Below are 15,241 nucleotides of genomic sequence, written 5' to 3' on the forward strand. Positions count from 1 at the left end.
TTTTTGATTCTACAAAATTACTTTAATTGAAATTTAAAAGCATTGATGAATGATAAGAACCGATCTTAAAAATTAACGTCAAATTTTTAATTACTTTTGCATCTATTGAAATTTTAAAAAAATTCACCATAAATCATCCATGGAAAAACTCATCGAAACTTTAAAATCCGGCGGAACCATCCTCTATCCTACCGACACTATTTGGGGAATCGGATGTGATGCGACCAATATTGAAGCCATCAATAAAATCTTTGAAATCAAAAAACGGGAGAAAAACAAGTCGATGATCATTTTGGTAGAATCTGCAAAACGTTTGGAAGATTTGGTTGAAGTTCCCGAAATGGCCTGGGAAATTATGGACTTGTCGGAAAAACCGGTAACTTTAATTTATGATAACCCGAAAGGTTTACCGAAAGAAATCCTGGCAGAAGATGGAAGTCTCGGAATTCGGTTAGTTGATGATTTATTTTTAAAGAAGATTATTACCAAATTAAATAAACCTTTGGTTTCAACCTCAGCGAATTTTAGCGGTGAAAAATCACCGATGAAATTTTCAGATATTTCACAGGAAATTGTGGAGGCTGTAGATTTTGTAGCCGAAGAAAATCACGATAAAGTTTCGGAATATTCTGGATCTTCAGTGATTAGAATTTGGAATGATGGACGAATTAAAGTGATCCGGGAATAATATTTTTGAACCACAAAAGTCACAAAAGTTTAATGATTACTAAGTGAAAGTACACTGCATAAAAGTTCACAAAAAACAGCTAACTATTTCTTTTTAAATTCCCTTTCATATAAAGTAATCCAATCTTCCGGAGTTATTTTCTGACATAACTCCGCAATTAATTCAAACGGAATGTCTTCAACTTTCTTGAATCTTATACAGGATTTTCCCATGTCTAATTTTCGGGGAGAATATTTTGGATATTCTGCTACGAACCAGTTTAATAATTCTGGATTGGCATAAATGCCCATGTGGTAAAGTGCAATGAAATTTTTCTGAGAAGCTAAATTTATAAAAGGCAAAGGTGTATTTGGCGTGCAATGATAACCAGCCGGATAGGTTTCCAGTGGAATGCTCCACCCAATCATACCGTAGCTGAGCTGGTCCTGAAAACCAGGAGGCAAATTTTGAGAAACTGTTTCATACAATTTTCGGAAAGAAGCTTTTCTTTCTTCCGGAACTTGATTCAAATATTCTTCCACAGAATTTGCCTCGATTTTCATATTTTATTTTTTCAAATATTCATCAAAATAATCGGTCACTTTTTGCATTAAGTGAACTCTGTCTTTTCCTAAAACATTATGCTCATGTCCCGGATAAACAAAGTAATCCATCTGCACTCCATGATCTACCGCAGCCTTTAAAAAGTTCATGGAATGTTGCCAAACCACAACATTATCTTGGGCGCCGTGAATCATTAATAAATGACCTTTTAGGTTTTGGACTTTATCTAAAAGATTGGCCTGTTTATATCCTTCCGGATTATTTTGTGGCGAATCCATATATCGTTCGGTGTACATAATTTCATACATATTCCAGTCGATCACGGGACCACCTGCAACCGCTACTTTGAAAACGTCTGGATGTTTCAACATGAAACTTGTGGTCATAAATCCACCATAACTCCAACCATGAATTCCCAATCGATCGGCATCTACGTAAGGTAGAGATTTTAAATAAGCAACACCTTGCAGTTGATCTTTCATTTCAGTTTCGCCGGCATGTCTGAAAATGGCCTGTTCAAATTTTAATCCACGGTTAGAAGAACCTCGTCCGTCCATGGTGAAAACAATGTATCCTTTTTGCGCCATAAACTCGTACCACAAATTCCCTGAGGCTGGGAAACTATCGGTTACCAGTTGAGCGTGCGGACCATTGTACAAATACACAATTACCGGATATTTTTTGTTCGCATCAAAATCGGTTGGCAGAATGATTTTACCGTATAAAGGTGTTCCGTCATCTGCTTTTAAAGTGACATTTTTAATTTCCGGTCGCTGGTACGTTTTTAAGGTGTTTTCTGCCGTCAAAATATTCTTGACTTTCGCTGTGTTCGTATTGATTAGATTTACACTTCTTGGCGTTGTTGCGTTGCTGTAAATATCATAAAGGTGATTTCCGTCTTTGCTCAAAATACCGGAGTGCATTCCGGCACCTTGATCCAGTCGTTGGGTTTTAAAATTCGTCCAGTCTACTTTGTAAAGATGTCTTTCCAGCGGAGATTCCTGCGTAGAAACGTAAAATATTTCTTTTTTCTTTTCATTAAAACCGAGAACATCAGTCACAAGCCAATCACCTTTCGTCAGCTGCGCGACCAAGCCTTTATCTACATTATAATGGAAGAGATGATTATATCCTGGTCGCTGACTTTGCCAAATAAAATCGGTATTTGAATTCGGGAAAAATAATAAAGGCTGTTGTGGTTCTACATATTTATCAGATTGCTCTTCGAATAATTTCTTCATAAAACTTCCGGTAGAAGCATTGTACTGATTCATTTTCAAATCATTCTGATCTCGGTTTAGCACTCCAACAAAAACTGATTTAGAGTCTGGACTCCAGGTAATAACGGTCAGATATTGTTCCGGATCGCCTTCAGTATTTAAAAAAGTAGTTTTATTGGTTTTGATATCATAAATTCCTAAAGTCACATGATGAGACGGCGTTCCCGCCATCGGATATTTAATATTTTTATTCACCGCCGGTACCACACTCCAGTCAATAATTGGATAATCCTTCACCATTGACTGATCCATTCTGTAGAAAGCAATTCTGGAATTGTCCGGGGAAATGAAAATTCCTTTTGTGATCCCAAACTCCCGTTGATGAACTGCCTGTCCGTTCAGAATATCTTCGTTGGAATCATTGGTAATCTGAATTACTTTTCCGTTTTTAGTATAGTATAAATTATTTTTGATGGTATACACGAAGCCTTCATTATCACTAAATGCTTCCGCGTTTTCCGCTTCTTTATCCCGCGATATTCCTTCTTTTATTTTCCACACTTTGCCGGAACGCTCAATCCAGAAGTCTTGAGAGTTCTGACTGAAATATCCCTTATCTTTTGTTACAAATGTAATTCTGGGAAAAGATTTTAATTTTTTATCCAAAGACAATGTAGTATTCAACTGATGCAATGAAACCAAAGTATCTTGTTTCTGCGTAGCAAGGTCAGTTACCAAATAACCATTTTTAGTTGCTTGATAATAGGATTTGCCATCATCAGACCAAGAAAACTGGGAAATGTTTTTCACGGCAAGATTGCTTCTTAATCCGTTTACGGCTTCAGCAATGGTGAATTTTTGATTTTGGGCAAACAGACAACTTCCGGAAAACAGAACAAGAAAAGAGAGTTTAGATAATTTCATTAGATATATAATATTATTTTAAAATAGAAAAGAACCCTTTAATTATAGGTTTTAAGCCTCTATCAAAGGATGGCTAAAATTAATAAATAAAATTGATTTCAATAAAGCTCCTAATTCTTTGGCGAAGTGTACAAAACGGTGAGCGGATCTTGGTCAGCTTTCGGGCGGTTCCATTTGTACTGATGGGTCCAGTACGCGGCTTTCATGGAGAGAATTCCTAAACCAGCGCCGAAAAGAACATCAGAAATATAGTGTTTATTATTAATCATTCTCATCGCGCCCACGGTTGTTGCAACGCCATACGCAGCGTACGGAACCCATTTGTGCTGCTCCCCATACTCGATAGAAAGCATAGTCGCCCCTGCAAAAACATTAGCAGTGTGACCGGAAGGAAAAGAATATGCGGTCCCATCAGGACGGGTTTCCTTTAAAGATTTTTTCAGGATATAGACCAAACCTAAATTGACTAATTGTCCCTTAACTAAAATCGCCGTTCGGTTCTTATAATCCGTTCTGGGTTTCATACCTGCGATTTCAAAGCCATAAATTGCGGCGAAGGGTAAAAACTGCGCATAATCATCCAGGTGATTTTCAAAACCAAAAAGATGTTCATTACGTTCTTCTACGATTTCATTTTTTAGCGATTCTTTCCCGCGCCCGTCAGCGATGATTCCGGAAATCATTAATCCAGCGGGCACATACAATTTTTTATATTGGAAATCGAAACGCTGATTTTTAATTTTCACGGAATCTTTTTGTTGAGCGTAATTGTTACTCATAAAAAAGCACATCAATAAGAAAGCATAATATTTTTTCATAGTAAAGTCGTAGTAACAAATGTAAAAATTAATACATTCTTAACCTACATCAATGGATATACATTTATACCGGCATATCTTTGCATTATCAAAATTAAAAACACATAAAATATATTATTATGGCAAATAAATGGAATTTAGACCCAAGTCACAGCGAAATTACTTTTAAAGTAAGACACATGATGATTTCTAATGTTAAAGGATCATTCAACACCTTCACTGCAGAAATGGAAGCAGAAGATGACACTTTTAAAAATGCAAAAGTAAAAGCAACGATTCAGACTGATTCTATCAGTACAAACAGTGCAGACCGAGATAAACACTTGAAAAGTGAAGATTTTTTCAACGTAGAAGCGAATCCACAAATTACTTTTGAAACTGATTCTTTAAATAATGAAATCACCGGAAATCTTACGATGAATGGCGTTACAAAACCTGTTCAATTAGATGTTGAATTCGGTGGGATCAATGTTGATCCTTACGGCCAAACCAAAGCTGGCTTTTCATTTGAAGGTAAAATCAAAAGAAGTGATTTCGGCTTAAATTGGAACGCAGCTCTGGAAACAGGCGGGGTAATGGTTTCTGACGAAGTGAAAATCGCTGGAGAACTGCAGTTTGTAAAAGCGTAAAAATATAATTTTTATCAAAAAAAGTTCACCCGTAGTCGGGTGAACTTTTTGTTTTTCTAAATATTGGTAATCAAAATTTAAAAGAAATACCAAAAATAATCATTGTACGATTTTGAAAGTTTTCGTGTACACTTTGGCGTATTTACTTTTAATTCAACTTCAGAAATTACATTTTCATTCGAAAAATCAAACTGCGGCGTTTTATCCGTGGAAATTTTCTTTTCACCGCTTCTGTAAGTGACCGTCCAAGTGTAAGTGTCATTTTTTCCGACTGGTGCAGATTCAAAAGTCACTTTATTCTGAGCTGTTTTAAATTCCCGCAATTCTTCGACTTTAATATCACATTCCACTTTTTCAGGAGCCAAAATAGATTCAAGTGGCGCAATTATTTGAATCGTCTTCTCACATTTCAACAATCCAGTAGCAGACTTTCCTTCTACTGACAAAACCGCAGTTCCGGGAACAGACCCCTTGATGGTGACCTGTGGAATATTTGTTTCAGTTTCAAAAATCAGTTTCTGATCATCGTGTTTCCACTGCAGACAGTTTGTGCAAGGTTCCTGATTAGAATATACGGTATACAATTGTTTTTCACCCACCTGAACCTGGTCAGTCCCTTTAATTACGCATTGTGCGGAAAAAAGACTGAAACTCAAAATGGCAAAAAGGAAGGTTAAATTTTTCATGGTTACTTTTTTAGGCATTAAACCTGAATGACTCCTAAATTAAATTTTTCAGTAATCGGAGCATGATTTGCCGCTTCTATTCCCATCGAAATCCATTTTCTGGTATCGACTGGATTAATGATGGCGTCCGTCCATAATCTGGCTGCAGCATACGTCGGTTCAGTTTGTTTCTGATATCTTTCTGAAATGGTTTTCAAAATTTCCTGCTCTTCTTCTGCAGAAATTTCTTTTCCTTGCTTTTTCAAAGTAGAAGTTTGAATTTGAGCCAAAACTTTTGCGGCCTGACTGCCTCCCATTACGGCAAGTTCTGCCCAAGGCCACGCAATAATCAATCTTGGATCATATGCTTTTCCACACATTGCGTAATTTCCGGCACCATAAGAATTTCCTGTAATCACTGTAAATTTGGGAACCACAGAATTAGAAACTGCGTTCACCATTTTCGCTCCGTCTTTGATGATTCCACCTTGTTCTGATTTTGATCCCACCATAAATCCGGTAACATCCTGTAAAAATATTAAAGGGATTTTTCTTTGGTTACAGTTTGCAATAAATCGGGTGGCTTTATCTGCAGAGTCCGAATAAATAACGCCGCCAAACTGCATTTCTCCTTTTCCGTTTTTTACTAATTTACGTTGATTCGCAACAATTCCAACACTCCAGCCATCGATTCGGGCGGTAGCGCAAATAATTGTTTTTCCGTAATCTCCTTTATATTCCTCGTATTCTGAGTTATCAACCAAAGACTTTATAATGTCAAAAGTATCATATTGTTCTGTTCTGGAAACTGGCATATGTCCGAAAACCTCCTCCACTTTTTGTTTTGGTGGGAAACTTTCAATTCTGTCGAATCCGGCTTTTTCGTAATCGCCGACTGACTTCATTATATTTTTAATTCGGTCTAAAGCATCTTTGTCATCTTTTGCTTTATAATCGGTTACCCCTGAAATTTCGCAATGCATGGTCGCACCACCCAGACTTTCATTATCAATGGTTTCTCCAATTGCAGCTTTTACTAAATAACTTCCGGCTAAAAAAATAGAACCTGTTTTATCAACAATCATGGCTTCGTCGCTCATAATCGGTAAGTACGCTCCACCCGCAACACAACTTCCCATAACGGCAGAAATCTGAAGAATTCCCATGGAACTCATTTTTGCGTTGTTTCGGAAAATTCTGCCAAAATGTTCTTTATCGGGGAAAATCTCATCCTGCATCGGCAAGAAAACCCCTGCAGAATCTACAAGGTAAATAATGGGTAGTTTATTTTCCATTGATATTTCCTGTGCGCGAAGATTCTTTTTTGCTGTAATAGGAAACCAGGCTCCCGCTTTCACCGAAGCGTCATTGGCCACAACCAAACACTGTCGTCCTGAGACATACCCCATCACTACTACTACGCCGCCGCTCGGACAACCGCCCTGTTCTTCATACATTTCATAACCTGCAAAGGCTCCGATCTCAATTGAATCCGAATTTTTATCCAGAAGATAGTCGATTCTTTCCCGTGCGGTAAGCTTTCCTTCATCACGCTGCTTCTGCAATCTTTTTTCGCCGCCCCCTTTTTTTATTTCAGTGAGCAAACTGTTTATCGCGCCGAGTTTCAATTTATTCTGATCTTCTCTTTTATTAAATTCTAAGTTCATAGGTTGCAAAAATTTGTCTAAAGGTAAGATTTTTTAAAATAATTTACGACGCAATACCCGCGTGGCAGTAATACTTTGACGGTCAGAAAATTATTTACAGAAAACTTTAACATTTTAAAAAAAATAAATGGCTAAATGTCTCGTTTAAACAACGAGAAATTACCTTTAATTTCATCCCTAGTTTATTTTTTTTAATAGTTTATTATTTGAAGACCCTGAAAGTTTTAAAAATTTTCAGGTTTTTTTTTACCTAAAAATCATTTTGGGAATAACCACGAAATCGAAAAGGGATTTGTAGATTTGCAGAAGTTCAAAAAATTAAATACTGTGTTCAAAAACTCCGCTCTTTTCCGACTTCATTTAATTGTTTTTTTGTGGGGTTTTACCGCCATTTTAGGTAAACTGATTCACGCAAACGCAAATGTATTGGTGTTCTACCGAATGGCTTTTGCGGCCTTTTTTCTTTTCATATTTATTCGATTCTACAAAAAGGAAAGCATTAAAGTTTCTAAAAAACTTTTTATACAACTCTCTATAATTGGGGGTTTTATGGCGTTTCACTGGCTTTGCTTTTTCTATTCTATTAAAGTTTCTAATGTTTCTATCGCCTTAAGCTGCCTTTCTCTTTCTACGCTTTTCGCCTCCATTTTGGAACCGATTATCTTTAAAAGGAAAGTTGACATTATAGAAGTTATTATGGGAATCGTAATTGTTCTTTGTATGGGCATGATCTTTAAAACTGAATTTCAATATAAAGAAGGTATTTTTTACGGGATACTTACCGCACTTTTCGGAACTATATTTTCTGTTTTTAATGGAAAGATCTTTGGTAAGACAAGCTCCGGAAACATTATTTTTTACGAAATTTTTTCCGGCCTTCTTATTTTGACGATTTTCTATATGGTCACGGGACAAATTTTTCAGATGAACGAAATAAGTGGTCGTGATTTAGCGTTAATTATTATATTAGCAAGTATTTTTACGGCATTTCCGATGCTGGAATCGGTGAACCTCATGAAATATATTTCTCCTTTTACCTTGATTTTAACGGTAAATTTAGAACCGGTTTACGGAATTATCCTTGCTTTTTTTATCTTTGGAGCTTCGGAGGAAATGAGTCCGATATTTTATGTCGCTTCTTTGATTATGATCTTGGCCATTGTAGTTAATGGTGTTTTGAAATCTCGAAAAAACGCAGCTGTAAAAAAAGTACCGCATTGATGAAAAAATTATTTTTTGCCACTCTACTCGCCACGGGAATTTGTTCTGAAGCGCAGATTGTACGTAAATATTCCAATGAATTCTTAAGCATTGGTGCAGGAGCGCGTGGTCTTGCAATGGGTGGCGCCGTAATTTCAAACCAAAATGATGTGTACTCGCCCATGTGGAATCCTGCGGGTTTACTGGGTATTGACCGCGATTGGCAAGGAGCTGCAATGCATGCAGAATACTTTGAATCTATTGCAAAATATGATTACCTCGCCTTTGCCAAACCACTGGATAATAATGGAGGCGTTTTCGCGATTTCAATTGTTCGTTTGGGAATTGACAATATTCTTAATACTACGCAATTAATCGATCCGGAAGGAAATATAGATTACGATAAAATTACAAGTTTTTCGCAGTCGGACTACGCAGCTTTGCTTTCTTATGCCTTTCACCCCGGTGGAAATCAGAAATTAGATGTAGGGGTAAATGCAAAACTGGTCTACAGAAACGTAGGGAAATTTGCGAGCGGATATGGTTTTGGATTTGATGTAGGTGCAATTTACCATTCCGATGACGGCTGGAACTATGGAGCGGTTTTAAAAGATGCGACAACAACAGTTAATTTTTGGACGGTTAATCAGAAAGAACTTTCTACGGTGGTAAACGGGGAAGAATTCAATCCGGCACCAAAAGACAAACTGGAAATCACGATGCCTAAACTGAACATCGGAGTGAGCAAAAACTTTGAGCTGAGCCGAGAGTTCGAATTGTTACCCGAAGCAGGATTAAACGTTGATTTTGCCAAAACTGCTGCAGTTATTTCAACTGATTTTGCAAGTATTACTCCATATGCCGGAGCTGAACTGAAATTCCAGGATATGATTTTTGTGAGAGTAGGTTTAAACCGCTTTCAAACGATTACCGATATCGAGAATTTAAAAAGAAAAGTTTCCTTCCAGCCAAGTGCGGGAATTGGCATTAAATACCAGGGCTTAACACTTGATTACGCGATCACCAATTCTGGGATTGGCGGTTCTAATTTTTACTCTAATTTCTTTTCTTTGAAATTGGATATGGGTGATTTTAGAAATTAATTCAGCATTTTAAAATTTACATTTTAAGAACACGCTCTTCAGCATTATTTTTTTAAAATTACTATCTTCACTTTAAATTACATTATGAAAAAATTTCTGCAGATCTTGCCTCTCTTTTTAATAATTTCTTTGTTCGGACAAAATGTTTCTGATTACCAATACATTTATGTCCCACAAAAGTTCACCGATTTTGAGCAGAATAAATATGGTTTAAATGATTTGTTAAAAGAGAAACTGAAGCAAAAAAAGTTCATCATTCTTAATGAAAATAAGACGGAATGGCCTACGGAAGCAAAACAGGATCCTTGTGAGGTTCTTAACGCTGACGTTGTTAACACCAGCAATATTTTTAAAAACCGACTTAAAATTGAGTTTAAAGACTGCCACAATAAAACAATCGCTTCCATAGAAGGCAAATCTTTTATAAAGGAATTCGACGAAGGATTGCGCGATGCTTTACAAAATGCGACAAATTCAATCTCAATATCGAACTATAAAAAAACAGTTGCTTTACAAAAAGAGGAACCTAAAAAAGAGAATCGATCTGTAGAAGAAGTGAAAGATATTCAAATTGTTCCGGCCCCAAAAACACTGGCAACCGCAGATCAGAAAGCTGAAGTCTATCAAAAAGGCTCATTAACGCTTCACCAAATATTCTTGACGAACGGAGAATTTATTTTAGTAAATCCAAACAATTCTATTCCATATGCGACCTTTAAACCTTCCACTAAAAAAGAAGTATATCGAGTGCAGCTTCAGGATGGAAATTCGACAATAGGTTATTTAGAGAACGGAAGTATCATTGTAGAAATAACCAATACCGACAGAAGTCTAAGAAAGGAAATTTTTGAGAAAAAATAAAAATTTAGTTTGAATTAAAATATTCCCAAACTACTTTGCCTTTCGATTTACCTAAGATTTCCTCTAAAGTTTCCAGATTTGATTCTTTGATCCGCTTTACAGATTTCAATTTTTGGAGCAGCAATTCTACGGTTTTTTCACCAACGCCGGGAATTCCATCGAGTTCAGATTTTATGGTAGAATTCGTTCTTCTTGCACGGTGATGTTTTACGCCGAAACGGTGAGATTCATCCCGAACTCTTTGCAGAATTTTCAGCGTTTCAGATTTTTTATCCAGGTATAAAGGAATAGGATCTTCGGGGAAATAAATTTCTTCGAGTCTTTTCGCAATTCCAATAATGGTTATTTTTCCATATAAACCGAGCAACTTTAAACTTTTTACGGCAGACGAAAGCTGTCCTTTTCCTCCATCAATTAAGATCAGTTGCGGAAGATCATCATCTTCTTCCAAAAGTCTTTTGTACCGTCGATAGATGACTTCTTCCATGGTTTTGTAATCGTCGGGGCCCACAACTGTTTTCGGATGAAAAATCCGATAATCAGATTTGCTCGGCTTTCCATCTTTAAAAACGACGCAGGCAGACACTGGATTTGTCCCCTGAATATTTGAATTATCAAAACCTTCTATATGTCTCGGCTCCACGGGCATTCGCAGCAATTTTTGCATTTCGGCCATGATTCTGTTGGTATGTCTTTCGGGATCAACGATCTGAACCTGTTTCAATTTTTCAACACGGTATTCTTTCGCATTTTTTTCAGACAGTTCTATAATTCTTTTCTTGTCACCAACTTTAGGAACGATCAACTTTACATTCGGAATTTCTAAAGTCAAGTGAAAGGGAATCAAAATTTCTTTAGAATTAGAATCAAATTTCTGGCGAATCTCAATCATAGCTTCTTCTAAAATATCTTCATCTGATTCTTCCAGAATTTTCTTGATCTCTGTGGTAAAACTCTGAATAATACTTCCGTTCTGGATTTTAAAATAATTAATGTAAGCCGCGGCTTCGTCACTCGTCATTCCAAAAACATCCACATCATTAATACTCGGATTTACCACCGTATGCTTCACCTGATAATTATCCAACAAATCCATTCTTTCCTTGACCATCTGGGCATTTTCAAATTCCAGATTTTCCGCGAAAGACATCATTTGACTCACCAAATATTCTTTCGCAATACGGAAATCGCCTTTAATAATACCCCGAATTGCTTCAATCTTCAAATCGTAGCTTTCTTTCATTTCCAGCATTTCGCAGGGGCCTTCACAGTTTTTAATATGATATTCCAGACAAACGCGGTATTTGCCTTCCGCAATTTTAGCCGGAGCCAAATTTAAATTACAGGTGCGTATTTTGTAAATATGTTTAATGGTATCGAGCAGAACTTTTGCGGGACGGACTTTTGCATAAGGACCGTAGTATTCGGATCCGTCTTTTATCTTCGTCCGCGTAAGAAAAACGCGTGGAAAATCTTCATTTTTGATGCAGATCCAAGGATAGGTTTTATCATCCTTGAGCATGACATTATAAAATGGCTGATGTTCTTTGATTAGGTTATTTTCAAGCAAAAGCGCATCGTACTCACTGTTTACAACGGTTGTTTCTAAACGGTGAATTTTGCCAACCATAAGTCTGGTCCGGTAACCCGCCAAGGTTTTATTAAAATAAGAAAGAACTCTTTTTTTTAAATTTTTCGCTTTACCCACGTACAGTAACTGTCCCTTTTTATCATAATAACGATAAACACCAGGGTGAGAAGGCAAAGTTTTTAACTGAAGTTCCAGATCAACATTCATTCTACAAAAATAAGAAAATGTCGCTAGCTTTCGATAAGGACAGTGAATGTTCCCATCATTTGTTCAAAATAAAAAACCGGAAATTAAAAACTTGGATAGAAAATGAATATGATTGTCAAAAAATTATATTAATTTTAACGTCGAATTCTGATTATCAATATATTGTAAAGATAATTCGGAAATCAAACTAAAAACACTAACCATGAAGAAAAAACTACAATTGGTGCTGGTATTACTGGCAGCACAACTTCTGCCCGCACAAAATGGACCACAACTATCCTTAGTGGAGCAAAGTAAAATCGACAAACAGCAAATCGAAGAACTGACCAAACAGGTTGATTATTACAAAAAAGCACTTAATTTTTCAAAAGCCATCCGCAGCGCAGATTTTGAAAATTTACGGTTGAGCATCAATGATGTTCGGGGATTAAAAAAGGACGGTACCGTCATTATAGAATTCTCTTACACCAACATGAGTTCAGAGTTACATAAATCCCTGCAATTCGAAAAAGCTGTTCTCGTAGATTCTCAAGGAAAGCAATATCACACCCCGCAGGTTTTTCTAACCACCGATGGTAAAATCCGGGTTATTGATTTGGTTGACGGAATTCCTTACAGAGGTGCCCTATTTTTTAAGAAAAGCACCAACTATTTTCCAATCATTCGGGCTTTGATTCTTTATGCTTATCCTAAAGATCAGCTTTCAAATCCCCAACCGGTTGTTTTCGAAAACTTACCCGTGATTTGGGAATAGCGCGATTTCAGAATTTTTCCGAAAAACTTTGATCATCTTAAAATAAATCCTAATAGTGGGATTCATATTTTGATGAAATATTGTAGTGCCTTTTTGGAAATTATAAAATAACAGGATCAAAAATTGACCTAATATTTAACCGTTCATTAAAGGATAAATGTTCTTTATAGGATTTTTGTAAACATCTAAAAAAGACAATCAACTATTTTCTCAACCTTTTAAAAAGATGTAATTTTAGGCAAATTCTTATCAATGAAAATTTACGGAGTAGATACCTTTACAATTAAAGATGTTTTGGATATTTTGGAAGATCCAAAAAGAGCAAAACTTAACAAAGAAGCAAAAAAGAAAATACTAAAATCTCAGCAGAATGTTCAAAAGATCGTAGCCTCAGACCGAACGGTTTATGGTATTAATACTGGTTTTGGACCACTTTGCGATGTAAAAATATCCGAAGAAGAAACTGCGCTTCTGCAGCACAATTTGATTATTTCTCATGCCGTGGGTGTGGGTAAACCAATTGCGAAAGAGCTTTCTAAAGTCATGATGATTGCAAAAATTCATGCTTTGTCTAAAGGTTTTTCCGGAGTCTCTCTGGAAATGATTGAGCGTTTAATCATTATGCTGGAAAAAGACATTATTCCCGTCGTACCGGAGCAGGGATCAGTGGGAGCTTCCGGTGATCTTGCACCTTTGGCTCATTTGGTTTTGCCGCTTTTAGGTTTAGGAAAAGTATGGCAGAAAAATGAGATTAAGGAAGCCGGACCTGTTCTAGAAAAAAATGGTTTAGCTCCTTTAAAACTTGGCCCAAAAGAAGGTTTAGGTTTAATCAATGGCACGCAGTTCATCCTGGCACATTCTATTTTAGGCCTACATAAATTTGAATATATTTTAGATTTAGCAGATCTAACGGCGGCTATAAGTTTAGAAGCGTATCGTGGTTCTTCAAGTCCCTTTAAAAAAGAACTTCATGAAATACGGCCTTTTGACGGAAGTCAAAAAGTAGCGGCAAGAATGCGTAAATTTCTGAAAAACTCAGAAAACCTGCAGGCACATGAATTTTGTGACCGCGTTCAGGATCCTTATTCAATGCGATGCGTTCCACAAGTTCACGGGGCGAGTAGAAATGCATTTGAACATTTGAAAAACTTAACAGAAACCGAATTGAATTCAGTAACTGACAATCCGATCGTTTTGAGTGCTGAAGAATCAATATCCGGTGGGAATTTTCATGGTCAATTGTTGGCGATGCCTTTGGATTATGCCACTTTAGCCGCGGCGGAACTTGGTAATATATCAGATCGCAGAAGTTATCTATTATTAGAAGGCAAATATGGTTTACCAAGATTGTTGACGGAAAGTTCAGGTCTTAATTCAGGCTTTATGATTCCGCAATATACTTCTGCAGCTTTGGTAACCGAAAATAAAACCTTATGTTTCCCAGCTTCTGCAGATTCCATTCCGACCAGTTTAGGACAGGAAGATCATGTTTCCATGGGAAGTATTTCAGGTCGGAAATTTAACCAAGTCTTAGGTAATTTAGAAAATATTCTGGCGGTAGAACTCATGTTTGGTGCGCAGGGATTAGAATTTAGACGTCCTGCAAAATGCTCAAAATACGTTGAAAATGCCTATGATTTGATCAGAACAAAAGTTGCAAAACTGGAAGAAGACCGATTAATCGGTGAAGATATGCTGGCCATTGCAGATTTGATCAGAGAACGAAAATTTGAAGTCAATTGAAAATAAGGTCACAAAGATCTGACTCTAAATGGGATATATATTCAAAAGCACTTCACCTATAAGTGATATCCTCTTGATCAGCGAGTAGTAAAACAATGTAGCATAAAAACTGCTGTTAGAGCCTTTTCTTTTAGACTTAAAAGAAAAGGCTTTTTGGTTGTAGTCTCAATAAAAAGATAAATATATGACCACCAGTGATTAAAAATAGCCAGATTTATAAATTGATTTAGTAAAATAATTTAAGAATAATAAAAAGCTACGCATGTGTCAGAAATTCAGTAAAAGCTTATTTCTTAAAAACATTGCTATATTACTTTAGGAGCATAGCCATATAGTATTTTTTCAAAACCCGTCCGGCTGTCCGCTCTATCTTTTTTGCTTATTACATTCCAGCTTAAATATAAAACCCTCACTAAGCAAAAAAGGATGCCGCTCCCATCCGGGCTATTACTTCAGTCAGTTTTCTTTTACAAAGGGAAATCAAATTAGTCATAAAATCGATGATCTAGACCTCTAGTCGCGTAGTTTATCTTGCTCTTGTTTTTCCAACACTGGTATCGTGAATCTTGAGCCTATTATCTATCAGTCAATTATCTTTTAGGCATTTAGTTTCTTGTCGGTATATTTT

At 36.5% G+C, this 15,241-nt stretch carries 13 protein-coding genes; 7 read left to right on the top strand and 6 right to left on the bottom strand.

The features are described 5' to 3' along the window. Window positions 1–139 precede the first annotated feature (139 nt). Window positions 140–688 (top strand): L-threonylcarbamoyladenylate synthase, encoded by a 549-nt coding sequence (locus EIB73_RS06800; RefSeq protein WP_125023832.1) that lies wholly within the window; start codon window positions 140–142, stop codon window positions 686–688. Window positions 689–771: 83 nt separating this feature from the next. Here the strand turns inward: EIB73_RS06800 and EIB73_RS06805 are convergent, their stop codons facing one another. The 3 genes from EIB73_RS06805 to EIB73_RS06815 all read right to left on the bottom strand — a co-directional run bounded on the left by EIB73_RS06805 (window position 772) and on the right by EIB73_RS06815 (window position 4,154). Continuing rightward, window positions 772–1,230, bottom strand: a complete 459-nt coding sequence (locus tag EIB73_RS06805; protein ID WP_125023834.1) for a DUF1801 domain-containing protein — start codon at window positions 1,228–1,230, stop codon at window positions 772–774. A 3-nt stretch (window positions 1,231–1,233) separates the two neighbouring features. Then, window positions 1,234–3,375: a S9 family peptidase gene (locus EIB73_RS06810; RefSeq protein ID WP_125023836.1), complete on the bottom strand. Its 2,142-nt coding sequence runs from the start codon at window positions 3,373–3,375 to the stop codon at window positions 1,234–1,236. Between the two features lie 110 nt (window positions 3,376–3,485). Beyond that, complete coding sequence (locus EIB73_RS06815; RefSeq protein WP_164467863.1) at window positions 3,486–4,154, bottom strand: phosphatase PAP2 family protein; 669 nt, start codon at window positions 4,152–4,154, stop codon at window positions 3,486–3,488. A gap of 158 nt (window positions 4,155–4,312) precedes the next feature. Here EIB73_RS06815 and EIB73_RS06820 point away from each other — a divergent pair, with 158 nt between their 5' ends. After that, window positions 4,313–4,822 carry a YceI family protein gene (locus EIB73_RS06820; protein WP_125023840.1) on the top strand — a complete coding sequence of 170 codons (510 nt, stop codon included), beginning with the start codon at window positions 4,313–4,315 and terminating at the stop codon, window positions 4,820–4,822. Between the two features lie 77 nt (window positions 4,823–4,899). On the opposite strand, the gene EIB73_RS06825 is transcribed toward EIB73_RS06820, so the two are convergent. Both EIB73_RS06825 and EIB73_RS06830 read right to left on the bottom strand, forming a co-directional pair. Continuing rightward, the gene (locus EIB73_RS06825; protein ID WP_125023842.1) at window positions 4,900–5,508 is read right to left on the bottom strand and encodes a hypothetical protein; all 609 of its coding nucleotides are present in this window, start codon (window positions 5,506–5,508) and stop codon (window positions 4,900–4,902) included. A gap of 17 nt (window positions 5,509–5,525) precedes the next feature. Further along, window positions 5,526–7,154 (bottom strand): acyl-CoA carboxylase subunit beta, encoded by a 1,629-nt coding sequence (locus EIB73_RS06830; RefSeq protein ID WP_125023844.1) that lies wholly within the window; start codon window positions 7,152–7,154, stop codon window positions 5,526–5,528. A gap of 327 nt (window positions 7,155–7,481) precedes the next feature. On the opposite strand from EIB73_RS06830, the gene EIB73_RS06835 reads away from it, so the two are divergent. The 3 genes from EIB73_RS06835 (at window position 7,482) to EIB73_RS06845 (ending at window position 10,318) form a co-directional block, all read left to right on the top strand. After that, entirely contained in the window at window positions 7,482–8,375 is an 894-nt protein-coding gene (locus tag EIB73_RS06835) for a DMT family transporter (RefSeq protein WP_125023846.1), read from the top strand. Further along, complete coding sequence (locus EIB73_RS06840; protein ID WP_125023848.1) at window positions 8,375–9,457, top strand: putative type IX sorting system protein PorV2; 1,083 nt, start codon at window positions 8,375–8,377, stop codon at window positions 9,455–9,457. The genes EIB73_RS06835 and EIB73_RS06840 overlap by 1 nt, the downstream gene beginning before the upstream one ends. 84 nt (window positions 9,458–9,541) lie before the next feature. Next, window positions 9,542–10,318 (top strand): hypothetical protein, encoded by a 777-nt coding sequence (locus tag EIB73_RS06845; RefSeq protein WP_125023850.1) that lies wholly within the window; start codon window positions 9,542–9,544, stop codon window positions 10,316–10,318. 4 nt (window positions 10,319–10,322) lie between these two features. On the opposite strand, the gene uvrC is transcribed toward EIB73_RS06845, so the two are convergent. Beyond that, a complete protein-coding gene (gene uvrC, locus EIB73_RS06850) occupies window positions 10,323–12,116 on the bottom strand; it encodes an excinuclease ABC subunit UvrC (RefSeq protein WP_125023852.1) in 1,794 nt (597 codons plus the stop codon). Window positions 12,117–12,318: 202 nt separating this feature from the next. On the opposite strand from uvrC, the gene EIB73_RS06855 reads away from it, so the two are divergent. Both EIB73_RS06855 and hutH read left to right on the top strand, forming a co-directional pair. Next, window positions 12,319–12,870 (top strand): hypothetical protein, encoded by a 552-nt coding sequence (locus EIB73_RS06855; RefSeq protein WP_125023854.1) that lies wholly within the window; start codon window positions 12,319–12,321, stop codon window positions 12,868–12,870. Between the two features lie 252 nt (window positions 12,871–13,122). Continuing rightward, window positions 13,123–14,613, top strand: coding sequence for a histidine ammonia-lyase (hutH, locus tag EIB73_RS06860; protein WP_125023855.1), 1,491 nt, complete (start codon window positions 13,123–13,125; stop codon window positions 14,611–14,613). The last annotated feature ends 628 nt before the right edge of the window (window positions 14,614–15,241 follow it).

The sequence above is a fragment of the Kaistella carnis genome (assembly GCF_003860585.1).
GTDB lineage: Bacteria > Bacteroidota > Bacteroidia > Flavobacteriales > Weeksellaceae > Kaistella > Kaistella carnis.

What these genes read in the sequence shown, in the direction of transcription:
- EIB73_RS06800 (WP_125023832.1), top strand. Translation starts at nt 140, where the DNA reads ATGGAAAAACTCATCGAAACTTTAAAATCCGGCGGAACCATCCTCTAT.
- EIB73_RS06805 (WP_125023834.1), bottom strand. Translation starts at nt 1,230, where the DNA reads ATGAAAATCGAGGCAAATTCTGTGGAAGAATATTTGAATCAAGTTCCG.
- EIB73_RS06810 (WP_125023836.1), bottom strand. Translation starts at nt 3,375, where the DNA reads ATGAAATTATCTAAACTCTCTTTTCTTGTTCTGTTTTCCGGAAGTTGT.
- EIB73_RS06815 (WP_164467863.1), bottom strand. Translation starts at nt 4,154, where the DNA reads ATGAGTAACAATTACGCTCAACAAAAAGATTCCGTGAAAATTAAAAAT.
- EIB73_RS06820 (WP_125023840.1), top strand. Translation starts at nt 4,313, where the DNA reads ATGGCAAATAAATGGAATTTAGACCCAAGTCACAGCGAAATTACTTTT.
- EIB73_RS06825 (WP_125023842.1), bottom strand. Translation starts at nt 5,508, where the DNA reads ATGAAAAATTTAACCTTCCTTTTTGCCATTTTGAGTTTCAGTCTTTTT.
- EIB73_RS06830 (WP_125023844.1), bottom strand. Translation starts at nt 7,154, where the DNA reads ATGAACTTAGAATTTAATAAAAGAGAAGATCAGAATAAATTGAAACTC.
- EIB73_RS06840 (WP_125023848.1), top strand. Translation starts at nt 8,375, where the DNA reads ATGAAAAAATTATTTTTTGCCACTCTACTCGCCACGGGAATTTGTTCT.
- EIB73_RS06845 (WP_125023850.1), top strand. Translation starts at nt 9,542, where the DNA reads ATGAAAAAATTTCTGCAGATCTTGCCTCTCTTTTTAATAATTTCTTTG.
- uvrC (WP_125023852.1), bottom strand. Translation starts at nt 12,116, where the DNA reads ATGAATGTTGATCTGGAACTTCAGTTAAAAACTTTGCCTTCTCACCCT.
- EIB73_RS06855 (WP_125023854.1), top strand. Translation starts at nt 12,319, where the DNA reads ATGAAGAAAAAACTACAATTGGTGCTGGTATTACTGGCAGCACAACTT.
- hutH (WP_125023855.1), top strand. Translation starts at nt 13,123, where the DNA reads ATGAAAATTTACGGAGTAGATACCTTTACAATTAAAGATGTTTTGGAT.